The 17,042-nt window shown below is 45.8% G+C and carries 30 protein-coding genes; 1 reads left to right on the top strand and 29 read right to left on the bottom strand.

Annotation, left to right across the window (positions count from 1 at the left end; translation table 11 throughout):
- Positions 1-129: 129 nt before the first annotated feature.
- From rplQ to rpmE, 29 genes are all read right to left on the bottom strand, one after another.
- Positions 130-510: a 50S ribosomal protein L17 gene (gene rplQ, locus R8O10_RS01455; protein ID WP_005383141.1), complete on the bottom strand. Its 381-nt coding sequence runs from the start codon at positions 508-510 to the stop codon at positions 130-132.
- Positions 511-536: 26 nt separating this feature from the next.
- Entirely contained in the window at positions 537-1,529 is a 993-nt protein-coding gene (locus tag R8O10_RS01450) for a DNA-directed RNA polymerase subunit alpha (RefSeq protein ID WP_005383143.1), read from the bottom strand.
- A 24-nt stretch (positions 1,530-1,553) separates the two neighbouring features.
- Positions 1,554-2,174: a 30S ribosomal protein S4 gene (rpsD, locus tag R8O10_RS01445; protein ID WP_005383146.1), complete on the bottom strand. Its 621-nt coding sequence runs from the start codon at positions 2,172-2,174 to the stop codon at positions 1,554-1,556.
- Positions 2,175-2,201: 27 nt separating this feature from the next.
- Complete coding sequence (gene rpsK, locus R8O10_RS01440) at positions 2,202-2,591, bottom strand: 30S ribosomal protein S11 (RefSeq protein WP_001118870.1); 390 nt, start codon at positions 2,589-2,591, stop codon at positions 2,202-2,204.
- 18 nt (positions 2,592-2,609) lie between these two features.
- Positions 2,610-2,966 carry a 30S ribosomal protein S13 gene (gene rpsM, locus R8O10_RS01435; protein WP_005383154.1) on the bottom strand — a complete coding sequence of 119 codons (357 nt, stop codon included), beginning with the start codon at positions 2,964-2,966 and terminating at the stop codon, positions 2,610-2,612.
- Between the two features lie 149 nt (positions 2,967-3,115).
- Positions 3,116-3,229: a 50S ribosomal protein L36 gene (gene rpmJ / locus R8O10_RS01430; protein WP_000868186.1), complete on the bottom strand. Its 114-nt coding sequence runs from the start codon at positions 3,227-3,229 to the stop codon at positions 3,116-3,118.
- Positions 3,230-3,267: 38 nt separating this feature from the next.
- A complete protein-coding gene (gene secY / locus R8O10_RS01425; protein WP_005379562.1) occupies positions 3,268-4,602 on the bottom strand; it encodes a preprotein translocase subunit SecY in 1,335 nt (444 codons plus the stop codon).
- A 20-nt stretch (positions 4,603-4,622) separates the two neighbouring features.
- Entirely contained in the window at positions 4,623-5,057 is a 435-nt protein-coding gene (gene rplO, locus R8O10_RS01420; protein ID WP_005383155.1) for a 50S ribosomal protein L15, read from the bottom strand.
- Between the two features lie 5 nt (positions 5,058-5,062).
- Positions 5,063-5,239: a 50S ribosomal protein L30 gene (rpmD, locus tag R8O10_RS01415; RefSeq protein ID WP_005379565.1), complete on the bottom strand. Its 177-nt coding sequence runs from the start codon at positions 5,237-5,239 to the stop codon at positions 5,063-5,065.
- A gap of 7 nt (positions 5,240-5,246) precedes the next feature.
- On the bottom strand, positions 5,247-5,750 hold the full coding sequence (gene rpsE / locus R8O10_RS01410) for a 30S ribosomal protein S5 (RefSeq protein WP_004745894.1): 504 nt from the start codon (positions 5,748-5,750) through the stop codon (positions 5,247-5,249).
- Between the two features lie 14 nt (positions 5,751-5,764).
- Positions 5,765-6,118, bottom strand: a complete 354-nt coding sequence (gene rplR, locus R8O10_RS01405) for a 50S ribosomal protein L18 (RefSeq protein WP_005379568.1) — start codon at positions 6,116-6,118, stop codon at positions 5,765-5,767.
- Between the two features lie 9 nt (positions 6,119-6,127).
- Positions 6,128-6,661, bottom strand: coding sequence for a 50S ribosomal protein L6 (gene rplF, locus R8O10_RS01400; RefSeq protein ID WP_005392377.1), 534 nt, complete (start codon positions 6,659-6,661; stop codon positions 6,128-6,130).
- 13 nt (positions 6,662-6,674) lie between these two features.
- Complete coding sequence (rpsH, locus tag R8O10_RS01395) at positions 6,675-7,067, bottom strand: 30S ribosomal protein S8 (RefSeq protein ID WP_005379572.1); 393 nt, start codon at positions 7,065-7,067, stop codon at positions 6,675-6,677.
- 29 nt (positions 7,068-7,096) lie between these two features.
- The gene (gene rpsN / locus R8O10_RS01390; protein ID WP_004410442.1) at positions 7,097-7,402 is read right to left on the bottom strand and encodes a 30S ribosomal protein S14; all 306 of its coding nucleotides are present in this window, start codon (positions 7,400-7,402) and stop codon (positions 7,097-7,099) included.
- A 17-nt stretch (positions 7,403-7,419) separates the two neighbouring features.
- Positions 7,420-7,959 (bottom strand): 50S ribosomal protein L5, encoded by a 540-nt coding sequence (rplE, locus tag R8O10_RS01385; RefSeq protein WP_005379573.1) that lies wholly within the window; start codon positions 7,957-7,959, stop codon positions 7,420-7,422.
- Between the two features lie 23 nt (positions 7,960-7,982).
- Positions 7,983-8,300 (bottom strand): 50S ribosomal protein L24, encoded by a 318-nt coding sequence (gene rplX / locus R8O10_RS01380; protein WP_005379574.1) that lies wholly within the window; start codon positions 8,298-8,300, stop codon positions 7,983-7,985.
- A 13-nt stretch (positions 8,301-8,313) separates the two neighbouring features.
- Positions 8,314-8,685 carry a 50S ribosomal protein L14 gene (gene rplN, locus R8O10_RS01375; protein ID WP_004410450.1) on the bottom strand — a complete coding sequence of 124 codons (372 nt, stop codon included), beginning with the start codon at positions 8,683-8,685 and terminating at the stop codon, positions 8,314-8,316.
- Positions 8,686-8,847: 162 nt separating this feature from the next.
- Positions 8,848-9,102 carry a 30S ribosomal protein S17 gene (gene rpsQ / locus R8O10_RS01370; RefSeq protein ID WP_005379575.1) on the bottom strand — a complete coding sequence of 85 codons (255 nt, stop codon included), beginning with the start codon at positions 9,100-9,102 and terminating at the stop codon, positions 8,848-8,850.
- Positions 9,102-9,293, bottom strand: a complete 192-nt coding sequence (rpmC, locus tag R8O10_RS01365) for a 50S ribosomal protein L29 (RefSeq protein WP_005392379.1) — start codon at positions 9,291-9,293, stop codon at positions 9,102-9,104. The genes rpsQ and rpmC overlap by 1 nt, the downstream gene beginning before the upstream one ends.
- The gene (rplP, locus tag R8O10_RS01360; RefSeq protein WP_005379577.1) at positions 9,293-9,703 is read right to left on the bottom strand and encodes a 50S ribosomal protein L16; all 411 of its coding nucleotides are present in this window, start codon (positions 9,701-9,703) and stop codon (positions 9,293-9,295) included. The genes rpmC and rplP overlap by 1 nt, the downstream gene beginning before the upstream one ends.
- An 11-nt stretch (positions 9,704-9,714) precedes the next feature.
- The gene (gene rpsC, locus R8O10_RS01355; protein WP_005383161.1) at positions 9,715-10,413 is read right to left on the bottom strand and encodes a 30S ribosomal protein S3; all 699 of its coding nucleotides are present in this window, start codon (positions 10,411-10,413) and stop codon (positions 9,715-9,717) included.
- An 18-nt stretch (positions 10,414-10,431) separates the two neighbouring features.
- On the bottom strand, positions 10,432-10,764 hold the full coding sequence (gene rplV / locus R8O10_RS01350) for a 50S ribosomal protein L22 (protein WP_005383164.1): 333 nt from the start codon (positions 10,762-10,764) through the stop codon (positions 10,432-10,434).
- 10 nt (positions 10,765-10,774) lie between these two features.
- Positions 10,775-11,053 carry a 30S ribosomal protein S19 gene (gene rpsS, locus R8O10_RS01345; RefSeq protein WP_004394525.1) on the bottom strand — a complete coding sequence of 93 codons (279 nt, stop codon included), beginning with the start codon at positions 11,051-11,053 and terminating at the stop codon, positions 10,775-10,777.
- Between the two features lie 21 nt (positions 11,054-11,074).
- A complete protein-coding gene (gene rplB / locus R8O10_RS01340) occupies positions 11,075-11,899 on the bottom strand; it encodes a 50S ribosomal protein L2 (protein WP_005383168.1) in 825 nt (274 codons plus the stop codon).
- A gap of 15 nt (positions 11,900-11,914) precedes the next feature.
- The gene (gene rplW, locus R8O10_RS01335) at positions 11,915-12,217 is read right to left on the bottom strand and encodes a 50S ribosomal protein L23 (protein WP_004398471.1); all 303 of its coding nucleotides are present in this window, start codon (positions 12,215-12,217) and stop codon (positions 11,915-11,917) included.
- On the bottom strand, positions 12,214-12,816 hold the full coding sequence (gene rplD, locus R8O10_RS01330) for a 50S ribosomal protein L4 (protein WP_005379556.1): 603 nt from the start codon (positions 12,814-12,816) through the stop codon (positions 12,214-12,216). Before rplD ends, rplW begins: the two co-directional genes overlap by 4 nt.
- 17 nt (positions 12,817-12,833) lie before the next feature.
- Complete coding sequence (gene rplC, locus R8O10_RS01325; protein ID WP_005379555.1) at positions 12,834-13,463, bottom strand: 50S ribosomal protein L3; 630 nt, start codon at positions 13,461-13,463, stop codon at positions 12,834-12,836.
- A 14-nt stretch (positions 13,464-13,477) separates the two neighbouring features.
- Positions 13,478-13,789, bottom strand: coding sequence for a 30S ribosomal protein S10 (gene rpsJ / locus R8O10_RS01320; RefSeq protein WP_004410492.1), 312 nt, complete (start codon positions 13,787-13,789; stop codon positions 13,478-13,480).
- Between the two features lie 455 nt (positions 13,790-14,244).
- Positions 14,245-14,466, bottom strand: a complete 222-nt coding sequence (gene rpmE, locus R8O10_RS01315; RefSeq protein WP_005379546.1) for a 50S ribosomal protein L31 — start codon at positions 14,464-14,466, stop codon at positions 14,245-14,247.
- Between the two features lie 295 nt (positions 14,467-14,761).
- Here rpmE and priA point away from each other — a divergent pair, with 295 nt between their 5' ends.
- Positions 14,762-16,963, top strand: coding sequence for a primosomal protein N' (priA, locus tag R8O10_RS01310; protein WP_282156504.1), 2,202 nt, complete (start codon positions 14,762-14,764; stop codon positions 16,961-16,963).
- The last annotated feature ends 79 nt before the right edge of the window (positions 16,964-17,042 follow it).

Genomic DNA, 17,042 nt, shown 5'->3' with positions numbered 1-17,042 from the left:
GTGATAATCACTTTTTAAATTGCCAGTCTGCATGGGTTGAAATAAATGCAGGCTGGATATAAAGGTTTACTGAATTACAGATACAAAAAAGCCGAGCTAATGCTCGGCTTTCTCGTTCTTACGAACTGATTACTCAGCAGCTTCTTCAGCAGCTGGGCGATCTACAAGCTCAATGTAAGCCATTGGAGCTTTATCACCAGCACGGAAGCCAGCTTTTAGGATACGAGTGTAACCGCCCTGACGAGCAGCAAAACGTGGACCTAGTTCGTTAAATAGTTTTGCAACTACTTCGTTGTCACGAGTACGTGCAAATGCTAGACGACGGTTAGCAACACTGTCAGTCTTAGCTAGTGTAATCAAAGGCTCAACTACGCGACGTAGCTCTTTTGCTTTTGGCAAAGTAGTCTTGATAACTTCATGACGTACTAGAGAGCTAGCCATGTTGCTGAACATCGCTTTGCGATGTGAGCTGTTGCGGTTGAGTTGACGACCACTCTTACGATGGCGCATGACCTAATCCTTCTAACTAGTATCGATTAATCTTCAGCGATTGATGCAGGTGGCCAGTTTTCTAGGCGCATGCCCAGAGACAGACCACGTGACGCAAGTACGTCTTTAATCTCAGTAAGAGATTTTTTACCAAGGTTAGGCGTTTTAAGTAGCTCAACCTCAGTACGTTGTACTAGATCACCGATGTAGTGAATCGCTTCTGCTTTCAGACAGTTAGCAGAGCGAACTGTTAGTTCAAGATCGTCTACAGGACGCAGTAGGATCGGATCGAATTCTGGCTTCTCTTCCTTCTCCTCAGGAACTCGTACATCACGAAGATCTACGAATGCATCCAATTGTTCAGCTAGGATTGTAGCTGCACGACGGATTGCTTCCTCAGGTTCTAGAGTACCGTTTGTTTCCATATCGATAACAAGCTTGTCTAGATCAGTACGCTGTTCTACACGAGCAGCTTCTACAGCGTAGGCAATTTTGTCTACTGGGCTGTAAGTAGCATCTACTAGTAGGCGACCGATAGGACGCTCGTCTTCTTCGTTATGGATACGCGCAGAAGCTGGAACATAACCACGACCACGTTCAACTTTGATACGCATTGCGATCTCAGCGTTGTCATCCGTTAGGTGACAAATTACGTGTTCAGGGTTAGCGATCTCTACATCACCATCATGGGTGATGTCACCTGCAACCACAGGGCCCGAGCCTGATTTGTTCAAAGTAATGAACACTTCATCTTTGCCTTCGGCAACGCGCACAGCCAAACCTTTAAGGTTTAGAAGAATTTCAAGAATATCTTCTTGAACGCCTTCTTTCGTGCTGTACTCATGAAGTACGCCTTCAATTTCTACTTCTGTTACAGCACAACCTGGCATAGAAGATAGAAGGATGCGGCGAAGTGCATTACCCAGAGTATGACCAAAGCCACGCTCTAATGGCTCAAGAGTTACTTTTGCGTGAGTCGAGCTGATTTGTTCGATGTCAACTAGACGTGGCTTAAGAAATTCTGTTACAGAACCCTGCATTGTGTCCTCTCTTTAGTTTAAACCTTACTTAGAGTAAAGCTCGACGATCAATTGTTCGTTGATGTCAGCTGATAGATCAGAACGCTCAGGCATACGCTTGAATGTACCTTCCATCTTGCCACCATCTACTTCAATCCAAGTTGGTTTTTCACGTTGTTCAGCAACTTCTAGAGCTGCTTTGATACGAGCTTGCTGTTTAGCTTTCTCGCGAATAGAAACAACGTCATTAGCCGCTACTTTGAAAGAAGGAACGTTTACAACTTTACCGTTTACTAGGATAGCTTTGTGGCTAACTAGCTGACGTGCTTCTGCGCGAGTTGCGCCAAAGCCCATGCGGTAAACTACGTTATCAAGACGACCTTCAAGAAGCTGAAGTAGGTTTTCACCAGTGTTGCCTTTTAGGCGAGCAGCTTCTTTGTAGTAGTTACGGAATTGTTTTTCTAGAACGCCGTACATACGACGTACTTTTTGCTTCTCACGAAGCTGAACGCCATACTCAGATAGACGACCGCGACGAGCGCCGTGTACACCTGGTGCGTTATCAATTTTACACTTGGTATCGATCGCGCGAACACCAGACTTAAGGAATAAGTCAGTGCCTTCACGACGGCTAAGCTTCAGCTTAGGACCCAAATATCTTGCCATGATTCTTCTCCAATTGTCCTAGAAACGTTATACGCGACGTTTCTTAGGTGGACGACAACCGTTATGAGGGATTGGTGTAGCATCAACGATGTTTGTGATGCGGAAACCAGCGGCGTTTAGTGCACGAACAGTAGATTCGCGACCTGGACCAGGACCCTTAACCATAACTTCCAAGTTCTTTAGGCCGTATTCTTTAGCCATTTCAGCACAACGCTCAGCAGCAACCTGTGCAGCGAACGGAGTAGACTTACGAGAACCACGGAAACCAGAACCACCTGCAGTAGCCCATGCAAGAGCGTTACCTTGACGGTCAGTAATGGTTACGATTGTGTTATTGAAAGAAGCATGGATGTGCGCAACGCCATCTGCAACTTGCTTGCGTACGCGCTTACGAGCGCGAGTTGGTTGTTTAGCCATTGTACTCTACCTTCCCGATTATTTCTTGATCGGCTTACGCGGACCCTTGCGGGTGCGAGCGTTGGTTTTAGTACGCTGTCCACGTAGTGGTAGACTGCGACGATGACGAAGACCACGGTAACAGCCAAGGTCCATAAGACGCTTGATGTTCATAGATACTTCACGACGTAGATCACCTTCTACAGTGTACTTAGCTACACCATCACGCAGTTGATCGATCTGCTCTTCAGTTAGTTCACTGATCTTAACATTTTCAGCAATACCCACTTCAGCTAGGATAGCTTGAGAGCGAGTTTTACCGATGCCGTAGATCGCTGTTAGAGCGATTACTGCATGTTTCTGATCAGGAATGTTAATGCCTGCTATACGGGCCATTATTCACTCCTAAGTGTTTCTATAAAAGAATTAGCCGCAGCAAAGCCCGTTATGGATACGCTGCGGAATACTACTTCTTTTGCACGCAAAAGGTAGGCCGAGGAATATACTCGACCCAACCTTCATTTTCAAGTAAAAATTTCTGCTAATTAGCCTTGGCGCTGTTTGTGCTTTGGCTCACTGCAAATCACGCGAACGACACCGTTACGCTTGATTACTTTACAGTTACGGCAGATTTTTTTAACGGAAGCACGAACTTTCATTGCTAAACTCCGTAAATGAAACTGAGTCTACCGCCGGATTAACGGCCGTAGCCTTTCAGATTCGCTTTCTTCAACACAGAATCATACTGTTGAGACATCAGATGAGTCTGTACCTGTGCCATAAAGTCCATAATTACAACAACTACGATTAGTAGCGATGTACCGCCGAAGTAGAAACGTACGTTCCACGCGACCATCATGAACTCGGGAATCAGACAGATAAAGGTAATGTACAGTGCACCAGCAAGGGTTAAACGTGTCATTACTTTATCAATGTATTTCGCTGTCTGCTCACCTGGGCGGATACCGGGTACGAATGCACCAGACTTCTTCAAGTTATCTGCTGTTTCACGCGGGTTGAAAACCAACGCCGTGTAGAAGAAACAGAAGAAGATAATTGCTGCTGCATAAAGCATTACATACAACGGTTGACCAGGGCTAAGAGCCAAAGACACGTCAGTTAACCAACCGAACGCGCTGCTCTCACCGTTTTGACCAAACCACTGAGCCAATGTTCCTGGGAACAAGATAATACTTGATGCAAAAATCGCTGGAATTACACCTGCCATGTTAATTTTAAGAGGCAAGTGCGAGCTTTGCGCAGCAAACACTTTACGACCTTGTTGACGTTTCGCATAGTTAACGACGATTCGGCGTTGACCACGTTCCATGAAAACAACGAAGTAAATTACTGCAAAAGCTAATACCGCGATTAGCAACAGAAGAAGTACATGCAATTCACCTTGACGCGCTTGCTCGATTGTTTGACCGATTGCAGAAGGCAATCCAGCAACAATACCTGCAAAAATCAGTATCGAAATACCGTTACCAATTCCGCGCTCTGTAATTTGTTCACCTAACCACATCAAGAACATGGTACCGGTTACTAAACTTACGGTAGCAATTAGCGTAAACATGGTTTGGTTGATAACAACCAGATTGTCGACCATGTTTGGTAGGCCAGTTGCAATACCTATAGCTTGGAAGGTTGCAAGTACAAGCGTGCCGTAGCGTGTGTATTGGCTTATCTTACGACGGCCTGCTTCACCCTCTTTTTTGAGTTCAGCTAACGCTGGATGAACTACAGTTAGCAATTGGACAACAATAGATGCCGAAATATACGGCATGATGCCCAATGCTAATATAGATGCACGCTCAAGAGCACCACCGGAGAACATGTTAAACATTTCAACGATGGTACCTTTTTGCTGTTCGAACAAATCGGCAAGTACAGCAGCGTCAATACCAGGAATCGGCACAAAAGAGCCGGCTCGGAATACTAAAAGTGCACCAATTACGAATAACAAGCGCGACTTTAGTTCACTTAAGCCGCTCTGAGCACTACGAAAATCTTGTCCTGGTTTCTTAGCCATCTGTACCTCGTTCCTCGAGATTATTCCTCGATTTTACCGCCTGCAGCTTCGATTGCAGCTTTAGCGCCTTTAGTCACACGTAGACCTTTCACAGTCACTGCTTTGTTGATTTCACCAGAAAGAACAACTTTTACAAACTCGATGTTCTTAGTGATGATGTTAGCAGCTTTAAGACTGTTTAGATCAACTACGTCACCAGAAACTTTCGCTAGCTCAGCTAGACGAACTTCAGCAGACACTAGGCTCTTACGAGAAGTGAAACCGAATTTTGGTAGACGTTGTTTCAGAGGCATCTGACCGCCTTCGAAACCTGGACGAACACTGCCGCCAGAACGTGATTTTTGACCTTTGTGACCACGGCCACCAGTTTTACCTAGGCCTGAACCGATACCACGACCTACTCGCTTCGCAGAAGTTTTCGCGCCAGCAGCCGGTGCTAGAGTATTCAAACGCATTCTGATTACTCCTCAACTTTAACCATGTAGTAAACCTTGTTGATCATACCGCGAATACACGGAGTATCTTCAAGTTCTACTGTGTGGTTGATTTTACGAAGACCTAGACCGCGCAAAGTAGCTTTGTGCTTTGGCAGACGACCAATTGAGCTTTTAGTTTGAGTTACTTTAATAGTTGCCATGGTGTTCTTACTCCGAAATAGATTCAACAGTTAGACCACGTTTAGCAGCAACCATTTCTGGTGACTTCATGCTACCTAGTGCATCGATCGTTGCACGAACGATGTTGATAGGGTTCGTAGAACCGTACGCTTTAGATAGTACGTTGTGTACACCAGCAACTTCTAGTACTGCACGCATCGCACCACCTGCGATAACACCAGTACCTTCTGCAGCAGGCTGCATGTAAACTTTAGAGCCCGAATGGCGACCTTTCACTGGGTGGTGAAGAGTGCCTTCGTTTAGAGCGATCGTAGTCATGTTACGACGCGCTTTTTCCATTGCTTTTTGAATCGCTGCAGGTACTTCACGAGCTTTGCCGTAACCGAAACCTACACGACCATTACCGTCACCAACTACTGTTAGTGCAGTGAAGCTCATGATTCGACCGCCTTTAACCGTCTTAGATACGCGGTTAACTGCGATTAGCTTTTCTTGCAAATCATTCGCTTGAACTTGTTGTTCTTTAGCCATCTTCCAACCCTACCTTAGAATTTCAGACCAGCTTCGCGAGCAGATTCTGCTAGCGCCGCTACTCGACCGTGGTATTGGAAACCAGAACGATCAAATGCAACTGCAGTTACGCCCTTCTCAAGAGCGCGCTCAGCAATAGCTTTACCCACTGCTTTAGCTGCATCAACGTTACCAGTGTATTTCACTTGCTCACGGATCGCTTTTTCTACAGTAGAAGCTGCTGCGATAACCTCAGAGCCGTTAGCCGCGATAACCTGTGCGTACACGTGACGAGGAGTACGGTGTACAACTAGGCGAGTCGCACCCAGTTCTGCAATCTTACGACGTGCACGTGTAGCACGACGGATGCGAGATGCTTTCTTATCCATAGTGTTACCTTACTTCTTCTTAGCTTCTTTAGTACGCACATTTTCATCTGCGTAACGAACACCTTTGCCTTTGTATGGCTCAGGCTCACGGTAAGAACGAATGTCAGCCGCAACTTGACCAACTAGTTGCTTGTCAGCACCAGTGATCACGATTTCAGTTTGGCTTGGACATTCAGCTTTAATACCCGCTGGCAACTCGTGCTCAACTGGGTGTGAGAAGCCTAGTGTTAGACCTACAGCGTTGCCTTTGATAGCAGCACGGTAACCTACACCTTTAAGAGTTAGCTTCTTAGTAAAGCCTTCAGTAACACCAACAACCATGTTGTTAACTAGAGCGCGAGCAGTACCTGCTTGAGCCCATGCGTTAGCAACACCTTCTTTAGGACCGAAAGTCAGGTTATTTTCTTCCTGAGCGATTACAACTGCATCGTTAAGAACGCGAGTTAGTTCGCCTTTCGCACCTTTTACAGTGATTTCTTGGCCGTTTAGTTTCACCTCTACGCCAGCTGGAATAGCGACAGGTGCTTTTGCAACACGAGACATAGTCTACTCCTTATTAAGCTACGTAAGCGATGATTTCACCACCAAGACCTGCTTTACGTGCAGCGCGGTCTGACATAAGACCCTTGGAAGTAGAAACGATAGCAATACCAAGACCACCCATTACAGAAGGAAGTTCATCTTTCTTCTTGTAAACACGTAGACCTGGACGAGAAACACGTTTAAGTTGCTCGATTACTGGTTTAGCTTGGAAGTACTTAAGTGTAACTTCTAGCTCAGGTTTTGCTTCGCCTTCAACAGCGAAGTCAACGATGTAACCTTCAGCTTTTAGTAGTGCAGCAATTGCAACTTTAAGCTTTGAAGAAGGCATTTTTACAGCAACTTTGTTTGCTGCCTGACCGTTACGAACGCGGGTCAGCATATCCGAAATCGGATCTTGCATGCTCATATGATTTACTCCAAATGATTAAGTGGCAATTACCAGCTAGCCTTACGAAGACCCGGAATCTCGCCTTTCATGCAAGCTTCACGAACCTTAATACGGCTTAGACCGAACTTACGTAGGTAACCGTGTGGACGACCAGTTTGGTTGCAACGGTTGCGCTGACGTGATGCACTTGAATCACGTGGAAGAGATTGCAGTGTAAGAACCGCGTTCCAACGATCTTCTTCAGATGCGTTTACATCGCTGATGATAGCTTTTAGCGCTGCACGCTTTTCAGCGAACTTAGCTACTAGCTTCGCACGTTTTGCTTCACGCGCTTTCATTGAATTTTTAGCCATAACAGTAACCCTTCACCTTACTTACGGAATGGGAAGTTAAAGGCAGCCAGCAGAGCACGGCCTTCCTCATCAGTACCAGCAGACGTCGTAATAGTGATGTCTAGACCGCGTACTCGATCAACTTTATCAAAGTCGATTTCCGGGAAGATGATTTGCTCGCGAACGCCCATGCTGTAGTTACCGCGACCGTCAAAAGACTTAGCGCTAACACCACGGAAGTCACGTACACGTGGAAGAGCGATGTTAATTAAACGCTCAAGAAAATCCCACATACGTTCGCCACGCAAGGTTACTTTACAACCGATAGGGTAGCCTTCACGGATTTTGAAACCTGCAACAGATTTGCGCGCTTTTGTGATAAGTGGCTTTTGACCAGAGATCGTTGCCATATCAGACGCTGCATTTTCTAGCAGTTTCTTATCGTTGATTGCTTCACCAACACCCATGTTTAGGGTGATTTTCTCGATTCTAGGGACTTGCATGACGCTTGTGTAACCGAACTGTTTGGTCAGTTCAGCGACTACAGACGACTTGTAGTAATCATGCAGTTTCGCCATAGTAGAACTCCAAATTACTTCTATTAGTTAGAAACGGTTTCGCCGTTAGACTTGAAGAAACGAACTTTTTTGCCGTCTTCAAAACGGAAACCGATACGGTCAGCTTTACCAGTAGCTGCGTTGAAAATCGCCACGTTAGAAACGTCGATTGCTGCTTCTTGCTCTACGATACCGCCTTGGATACCCATAGCTGGAACAGGTTTCTGATGCTTCTTAACTAGGTTGATACCTTCAACGATAACTTTACCAGTTGCTAGAACCTTAGTTACTTTACCTTTCTTGCCTTTGTCTTTACCAGCAAGAACGATTACTTCGTCATTACGACGGATTTTAGCTGCCATTTCTACGTGCTCCTTACAGAACTTCTGGAGCCAGTGAAACGATCTTCATGAACTTATCGCCACGAAGTTCGCGTGTCACAGGACCAAAGATACGTGTACCGATTGGTTGCTCAGTATTGTCGTTTAGCAATACGCAAGCATTTCGGTCGAAGCGAATGACAGAACCGTCAGGACGACGTACGCCTTTACGGGTGCGCACTACCACCGCCTTCAGAACATCACCTTTTTTAACTTTACCGCGAGGGATTGCTTCCTTCACAGTAACTTTGATGACGTCACCGATATGTGCATAACGGCGGTGAGAGCCACCCAGAACCTTAATACACATTACGCTGCGTGCGCCTGAGTTATCAGCTGCGTCCAGCATACTTTGCATTTGGATCATGTTAGTGCTCCGCTAAATATTAATAACTAGACCCATCACGGGTCGGGCTGCCTCTTTAAAAGGGACGCGAATTGTACCACCCTTTTTTGTGATTGGGTAGTCAAAAAATAAACGGCTCCAAAAATATTTTGGAGCCGCTTTAGTTTCATAGAATTAACGAGATTAAATCTTCGCCTTTTCTAGAACTTTTACCAAAGTCCAAGACTTAGTCTTAGACAGTGGACGACACTCTGCGATTTCAACTGTGTCGCCTAGGCCACACTCGTTGTTCTCGTCATGTGCGTGTACTTTAGTCGTACGTTTTACGTATTTACCGTAGATTGGGTGTTTTACGAAACGCTCGATAGCAACAGTGATAGACTTGTCCATCTTATCGCTAACAACACGACCTTGTTGAGTACGTTTTACTTCGCTCATTATGCGCCTGCCTTCTCAGTCAAAACAGTTTTCACACGTGCGATATCACGGCGTACAGCTTTCAGAGCATGAGTTTGCTGTAGTTGACCAGTCGCAGCTTGCATGCGCAAGTTGAACTGTTCACGTAGCAAATTCATTAGCTCAGCGTTAAGCTCTTCAACGCTTTTCTCGCGTAGATCTTGTGCTTTCATCACATCACCTGCTTAGTTACAAATGTAGTTTTGAAAGGCAGTTTACGTGCCGCAAGACGGAACGCTTCACGTGCCAATTCTTCAGGTACACCACCCATTTCGTACATAACCTTACCAGGTTGGATTTGGGCTACCCAGTACTCAACGTTACCTTTACCCTTACCTTGACGAACTTCAAGTGGTTTTTCTGTGATTGGTTTGTCTGGGAACACACGGATCCAGATTTTACCTTGACGCTTAACGTGACGTGTCATTGCACGACGTGCCGCTTCGATTTGACGAGCAGTTAGACGACCACGGCCAACAGCTTTAAGACCGAATTCGCCGAAGCTTACATCAGTACCTTTAGCTAGACCACGGTTACGACCAGTCTGAACCTTACGGAACTTAGTACGTTTAGGTTGTAGCATCTGTCGACTCCTTACTTACGGCCTTTACGCTGCTTCTTAGGCTTGTCGCCTTTAGGCTCTACAGCGTTAGCTGCTGGCATACCACCTAGGATTTCACCTTTGAAGATCCAAGTTTTAATGCCGATCACACCGTATTGAGTGTGAGCCGAAGAAGTTGCGTAATCAATGTCAGCACGTAGAGTGTGTAGAGGCACACGGCCTTCACGGTACCACTCTGAACGTGCGATTTCAGCGCCGCCTAGACGACCGCTTACTTCCACTTTGATACCTTTAGCGCCTAGGCGCATTGCGTTTTGTACTGCGCGCTTCATAGCACGACGGAACATAACACGACGCTCTAGCTGAGACGCGATGCTGTCACCAACAAGTTGCGCATCTAGTTCAGGCTTACGTACTTCAGCGATGTTAATTTGCGCTGGTACACCTGCAATTTTAGCTACAGCTGCGCGTAGCTTCTCAACGTCTTCACCTTTCTTACCGATAACAACGCCTGGACGAGCAGTGTGAATAGTCACACGGATGCTCTTAGCAGGACGCTCGATAACGATACGTGATAGAGACGCTTTTTTCAGTTCACTTGTAAGGAACTGACGTACCTTGAAGTCGCCGTCTAGGTTGTCAGCGAAATCTTTGGTGTTAGCAAACCATGTAGCATTCCAAGGCTTAACGATGCCTAGACGAATACCATTTGGATGTACTTTTTGACCCATTGCTTACTCTCCTAGTCTCTAGCGATCTGCTACAACAACAGTGATGTGGCTTGAACGCTTCAAGATACGATCCGCACGACCTTTAGCACGAGGCATAATACGCTTCATGGTTGGGCCTTCATCTACAAAGATTTTTGCGACATTCAGATCGTCAATATCTGCACCTTCGTTGTGCTCCGCGTTAGCGATAGCAGACTCTAGAACTTTCTTAACTAGTGCAGCAGCTTTTTTGTTGCTGAACGTTAGGATTTCTAGAGCTTGGTCAACAGATTTACCACGGATTAGATCCGCAACTAAGCGAGCTTTCTGAGGCGAAATGCGAGCAAAGTTATGTTTAGCAATTGCTTCCATTATTTACTCCTTAGCGCTTCTTAGCTTTCTTATCCGCAGCGTGACCGCGGTAAGTACGTGTTGGTGCGAATTCACCCAGTTTGTGACCGATCATTTCATCAGTTACAAATACTGGTACGTGCTGACGACCATTATGGACAGCGATGGTCAAACCGATCATCGTAGGGATGATCATTGAACGACGGGACCAAGTCTTAATAGGCTTTTTGTCTCCGCTTTCCACCGCTTTCTCTACCTTCTTCAGCAAGTGTAGGTCAATAAAAGGACCTTTCTTGAGAGAACGTGGCATGGCGATTCCTCTTTATATAGATTACTTGTTACGACGACGTACGATGTACTTGTCAGTGCGTTTGTTCTTACGAGTCTTGAAGCCTTTAGTAGGCATACCCCAAGGAGATACTGGGTGACGACCACCAGAAGTACGGCCTTCACCACCACCGTGTGGGTGGTCAATCGGGTTCATTACAACACCACGAACCGTTGGACGGATACCGCGATGACGTGATGCACCTGCTTTACCAAGTTCACGTAGCATGTGCTCAGAGTTACCAACTTCACCGATTGTTGCACGGCCTTCAGAAAGAACTTTGCGCATCTCGCCAGAACGTAGACGGATAGTTACGTACGCACCGTCGCGAGCAACGATTTGAGCGTAAGCACCAGCCGAACGAGCTAGCTGACCACCTTTACCAGGCTTAAGTTCAACGTTATGTACTGTTGAACCTACTGGGATATTACGCATTGGTAGAGTGTTACCAGCTTTGATTGGTGCATCAACACCAGACTGAATAACATCACCAGCTACAACACCTTTAGGTGCTAGGATGTAGCGACGCTCACCGTCTTTGTAAAGAACTAGAGCAATGTTTGCGCTACGGTTTGGATCGTATTCAAGACGCTCAACTGTCGCTGGAATACCATCTTTAGTACGTTTGAAGTCAACTACACGGTAGTGGTGCTTGTGACCACCGCCGATGTGACGTACTGTGATACGACCCTTGTTGTTACGACCACCATTCTTAGAGTTTTTCTCTAGAAGAGGTGCGTATGGCTTGCCCTTGTGTAGGTCAGCGTTAACAACTTTAACAACGTGACGACGACCAGGGGAAGTCGGCTTACATTTAACAATAGCCATTTTTAACTACTCCTGTTATTCCGCGCCGCCAACGAAGTCAAGATCTTGACCTTCTTTCAAAGTAACGTACGCTTTCTTAACGTCGCTGCGGCGACCTTGGCGTAGACCTTGACGTTTGGTCTTACCCTTAGTGATAAGAGTATTTACAGACTTAACTTCAACTTCAAATAGCTTTTCTACAGCTGCTTTGATCTCTTTTTTAGTCGCATCTTTAGCTACTTTGAAAACGATAGTGTTCGCTTTCTCAGCTGCCATAGTTGCTTTTTCAGAGATGTGCGGTGCACGTAGAACTTTTAGGATACGCTCTTCAGTGATCATGCTAGCATTTCCTCTACTTGCTTAACTGCTTCTGCAGTCATTACAACTTTGTCAAACGCGATTAGAGATACTGGATCGATACCAGCAACATCACGTGCGTCAACTTTGTATAGGTTACGAGCAGCTAGGAATAGATTCTCATCTACTTCGCTAGTCACGATTAGAGCGTCAGTTAGCTCAAGCTCTTTAAGCTTAGCAACTAGCTCTTTAGTCTTTGGTGCTTCAACTGAGAAGTTATCAACAACGATTAGACGCTCTTGACGAACAAGCTCAGAAAGAATGCTCTTCATAGCACCACGGTACATTTTTTTGTTTACTTTTTGGCTGTGATCTTGTGGTTTCGCAGCAAAAGTAACACCACCTGTACGCCAGATTGGGCTACGGATTGTACCAGCACGCGCACGGCCAGTACCTTTTTGACGCCATGGCTTAGCGCCACCGCCAGAAACTTCTGAACGTGTTTTTTGAGCACGAGTACCTTGACGAGCACCTGCTGCGTACGCAACAACTACTTGGTGTACAAGAGCTTCGTTAAACTCACGTCCGAAAGTAGTTTCGGAAACAGTTAGTGCATCGGCACCTTTAACCATTAGTTCCATTACTTACTCCTGAGACGTTATGCTTTAACAGCTGGTTTAACGATCACGTTGCCGCCAGTTGCGCCTGGGACTGCACCTTTAATAAGAAGCAGGTTGCGCTCAGCGTCAACACGTACGATCTCTAGGTTTTGAGTCGTTACACGCTCAGCACCCATGTGACCTGCCATTTTCTTGCCTTTAAATACGCGACCTGGAGTCTGACATTGACCGATAGAACCAGGAGCACGGTGAGACAATGAGTTACCGTGAGTCATATCTTGAGTACGGAAGTTCCAACGCTTAACAGCGCCTTGGAAACCTTTACCCTTAGATGTACCAGTAACGTCTACTTTCTTAGTTTCGTTGAATAGTTCAACAGTTAGTTCTGAACCAACTTCGAACTCTTCGCCGTTTTCTAAACGGAATTCCCAAAGACCACGACCAGCTTCAACGCCAGCTTTAGCAAAGTGACCTGCTTCAGCTTTGTTTACGCGGTTAGCTTTCTTAGAACCAGCTGTAACCTGGATTGCTGCGTAGCCGTCAGTTTCAAGAGTTTTCACTTGAGAAACACGGTTAGCTTCAACCTCAACAACAGTTACTGGGATAGAAACGCCTTCTTCAGTAAATACGCGGGTCATGCCCACTTTACGACCGATTAGACCAATCATACTTCTAATCTCCCTTAACCTAGGCTAATTTGAACGTCAACGCCCGCAGCAAGGTCTAGACGCATTAGAGCATCAACAGTCTTGTCTGTTGGCTCAACGATGTCGATTAGACGCTTGTGAGTACGGATTTCGTACTGGTCACGTGCTTTCTTGTTAACGTGTGGAGAGATAAGAACTGTGAAACGCTCTTTACGAGTTGGCAGTGGGATTGGACCACGAACCTGTGCGCCAGTGCGCTTAGCTGTTTCAACGATTTCCGCTGTAGAAGCATCGATTAGTTTGTAATCGAAAGCTTTTAGGCGGATACGGATACGTTGGTTCTGCATGAGACAGAGCTCCAAATTTAATAAATTACACAAACAATATCGCCACTCAAACTCGTCAAGACGAGAGAATGCCGATTGATTTATGTGAAACCGTAGCATCCAAGATTAGGACGCATTGTCAGTTAATTTTCGATTAACTATCCCTATATGCCAAAGTCACCTTTGAGGATAGTTTTTCCGAAGAAAAGATAGCTAATTGTATTAACCGCGAACATAAGCTGAGTATACATTACCTCACAAATCCTTAGATTTGCTCGCTCCTCACTGCTCATTGGTTCACAACTGGCTTAACCAGTGCGCTGCATTATACAGATCACACTTTAGGTTGCAAGCGCTGAGTGAAAAATAATCGGGAATATTCCAAACCCTATACATCCCTCTTCGCTTGGTAGCCATTAAACAAAAAGGACGCTTCAGCGTCCTTTTCTAAACTGTAATCGTAATAGCGGCTGCTATTATTTCTTACCGCTTGATAGTGCACCGAAACGCTTGTTGAAGCGATCAACACGGCCGCCTGTATCAACGATACGTTGCTTACCAGTGTAGAATGGGTGACACTTGTCACATACGTCTAGGTGGATAGATTCTTTACCTAGAGTAGAGTTGAACTCAAAAGAGTTGCCGCAAGAACAAGTCGCTTTTACTGCTTTGTATTCTGGGTGGATACCAGCTTTCATGGGATAACCTCAATAGTAGGCCGTGTCGCTATACGAATCTAAGCCGCACACCACACGCAATTAATAATAAAATGGGATACCGCATCAACTAATTGCCGAAGCCATATCTCAAGGCGCGATATAGTAAAGAATCACATTGCTCGGATCAACACATTTGGCAACTTTTTCGCCACTTTTTTAGCCAGACTAATCATAGAGGCACGATTCACGCTGAATCACATAGCTTTACTCGAATTTCCATACCGATTTTAATAGACTCTCATTTCCTTTCCCTCTTTTTAATAGCTAAGAATTTATGCGTCCAACCATTGCTAGAGTGGCATTACCCGTTCCGCTCGACAAACAATTTGATTACGCCATTCCGGGGCACCTGTTTCCGATCATTGGTGGACGCGTTTCCGTACCTTTTGGACGCCAAACCTTAGTCGGCATCGTCACCGCAATGGTGAACGACTCCGACTTTCCTAAAGATCAACTTAAGCCAATCAAAGCGGTATTAGACTCCCAACCGATATGGCCAGAGACGCTTTATTCTCTGCTAAATTGGTGCAGCCAGTTCTATCAGTACCCTCTAGGTGACACTCTACACAATGCAATGCCTGCCGCGCTGAGGAAAGGCAAACCGGCCGACTTTGCAACGCTACAAGAATGGCAACTGACAGAAGCAGGAAGAAATAAGCTCATGCAAGGGCTTGGACGTGCGATAAAACAACAGCGTGCACTCCAAATGATGATCAACGGCCCAATCTCGCATCAAGAGCTCTTGGATCAAGAAGTAAACTCAACCATCTTAAAAAATCTCGAAGAAAAAGGTTGGGTCGAGCGCATCGAGAAAAAGCCGACCATTACGAAATGGAGTCAAAATGTAGAGTGTGCGGTAGAGAAACCAAAGCTTAACCATGAACAAGCACTCGCGATTGCCAGCGTAAATAGCCAAACGGGCTTTGCTTGCTATTTATTAGAAGGGGTCACGGGATCCGGTAAAACCGAAGTTTACTTAAACCTTATCAAGCCCGTTCTAGAGCAAGGGAAACAAGCATTAGTTTTAGTACCTGAGATCGGTCTAACGCCCCAAACCATCAGCCGCTTTAAACATCGATTTAATGTCCCAGTAGATGTGATTCATTCCGGTTTGAATGAAACAGAGCGTTTGAACGCCTGGTTATCGGCTCGCGATAAAGCCGCGGGGATCATCATTGGTACGCGCTCAGCCCTACTGACACCTTTTGCTGATTTGGGGATTATTATCGTTGATGAAGAGCATGACTCCTCTTATAAGCAACAAGACAGCTTGCGTTACCACGCTCGTGATGTTGCTGTCATGCGCGCCCATAAAGAGCAAGTGCCGATTGTCCTTGGCTCAGCGACGCCAGCGTTAGAAACCCTACATAATGCACTGTCTGGTAAATATCACCATTTAACACTCACCCAACGAGCTGGCTCTGCCGTGCCAACCACCAATAAAGTGTTAGATGTAAAAGGTCAGTATTTAGAAAGTGGCTTATCCGCCCAACTGATTGCCGAAATTCGCAAACACTTAAAAGTAGGCAATCAGGTTATGTTGTTTCTTAACCGCCGAGGTTTCTCGCCCGCTTTGATGTGCCATGAATGTGGTTGGATTGCAGAATGTAAACGCTGTGATGCGTACTATACGTTCCACCATTACAGCAACGAAATACGCTGCCATCACTGCGGCTCACAACAACCTGTCATTCATCAGTGTCAGGGATGTGGTTCAACTCAACTGGTTACCGTCGGCGTAGGAACGGAACAGCTCGAACAACAATTGGCTCAGTTGTTTCCAGAATACAAAGCCATTCGCATCGACAGAGATAGCACACGTCGCAAAGGTAGCTTGGGAGATGCCCTTGAGTCGATTCGTAAAGGTGAATACCAAATACTGATAGGCACTCAAATGCTGGCTAAGGGGCACCACTTTCCAAATGTAACGCTCGTAGCTCTTTTGGATGTTGATGGCTCTTTGTATAGTAGTGATTTTCGCGCTTCGGAGCGATTAGCTCAGCTGTTTATTCAGGTCGCAGGTCGTGCTGGCCGAGCAAGTAAACCTGGCGAAGTGATCCTGCAAACTCACCATCCTGAGCACAGCTTGCTGCAAGCCCTACTTCAAAAAGACTATCGTCACTTTGCTATGACAGCTCTGGAAGAACGCAAACTGGCTCAGCTTCCGCCTTATAGTTTCTTGACTCTGTTTAAAGCAGAAGCAAACCAAAGTGAGGTAGTTGAAGACTTCCTGCGTCAGGTTCGCTTTACGTTAGAATCACACCCTCTGTTCGATGATTCCTGCATGGTGTTAGGCCCCACTCCTTCACCTTTGGCCAAGCGGGCTGGTAAATACCGCTGGCAGCTGTTACTTCAAACCCAGCATCGTTCATTGATGCAAAAGTTATTAACCAGTGCCAAACCTGCTATTGAGTTGTTGCCAAATGCCAAGAAAGTTCGCTGGAATTTAGACATAGAGCCACAAGATCTCAGCTAGCAAACGTTTAACTATGTAATGAATTACCATTTAATGTGACGAGCATCACGACAGGATTGCAATTTTTGTTAAACAGACC

The sequence above is a fragment of the Vibrio sp. 1727 genome, from assembly GCF_033344415.1.
Taxonomy (GTDB): Bacteria; Pseudomonadota; Gammaproteobacteria; order Enterobacterales; family Vibrionaceae; genus Vibrio; species Vibrio alginolyticus.
This window is presented reverse-complemented; position numbering and strand designations above follow the sequence as displayed.